The sequence below is a fragment of the Psychrobacter sp. 1U2 genome (assembly GCF_051847575.1).
In genome coordinates, this window is the sequence record NZ_JBPYDC010001318.1 from 1 (window position 1) to 632 (window position 632).

Annotated in this window: 1 protein-coding gene; it reads right to left on the reverse strand. The window is 38.9% G+C overall.

The genetic code is table 11. The features are described from left to right. Positions 1–99: 99 nt before the first annotated feature. Positions 100–351, reverse strand: a complete 252-nt coding sequence (locus ACS8FD_RS21855) for a BolA family protein (RefSeq protein ID WP_299188909.1) — start codon at positions 349–351, stop codon at positions 100–102. Positions 352–632: the final 281 nt, after the last annotated feature.

A 632-nucleotide genomic window follows, 5' to 3' on the forward strand; every position in this document is an offset into this window, starting at 1 on the left:
ATTAAAAACTGATCCATAAAAGTGACAACCTAGCTATATATGTGAAGAAGAATGCGATGAATAAAAATCAAAAGCTTGCATTATAAAAATAAGAACCGTTTAACCTTGAGACTGTGCTTCCCACTCAGCAGGCGTCAATGCTTGAATATTGAGCGCATGAATGTCACCGCTGGCAATCTTATCATTTACCAAGCCATAAATAGCTTGCTGTCGCTGTACCGCACGTTTGCCCTCAAAGCTGGCATCGACGACACGTACATCAAACTTATTGCCTTGATTGGCAGCTTGAATAAAAGCATCTGGGAAATGCTGCTGTAAAAATGCAATCAAATCATCAGCGTTCATGCTCATAAAAAATCCTATTATTGTATTAAAAGTAATGTTTGTATGGTCTATATAAGAAGGCTACGTCTCATATAAAGGCATTATTATAACAAGAGTTTGGTCATCTTACAGTATTGTCTACTCACAAGCATGAGTGTCAACTCTACAGCTGTTAGTCTATTTACTTTAACGTTTTGTTTAGATACGTTAATACTTGCGCACGTACGTCATTAACCCAGCGTAATGGTGGTGCCATCGCTCCGATACTCGTAGCATGACTGGCGCCTTTAATCTGGCCATTTTCAACC

Bases quoted from the DNA above. Each gene is read 5' to 3' on its own strand.
- ACS8FD_RS21855 (WP_299188909.1), bottom strand. From the start codon at position 351: ATGAGCATGAACGCTGATGATTTGATTGCATTTTTACAGCAGCATTTC.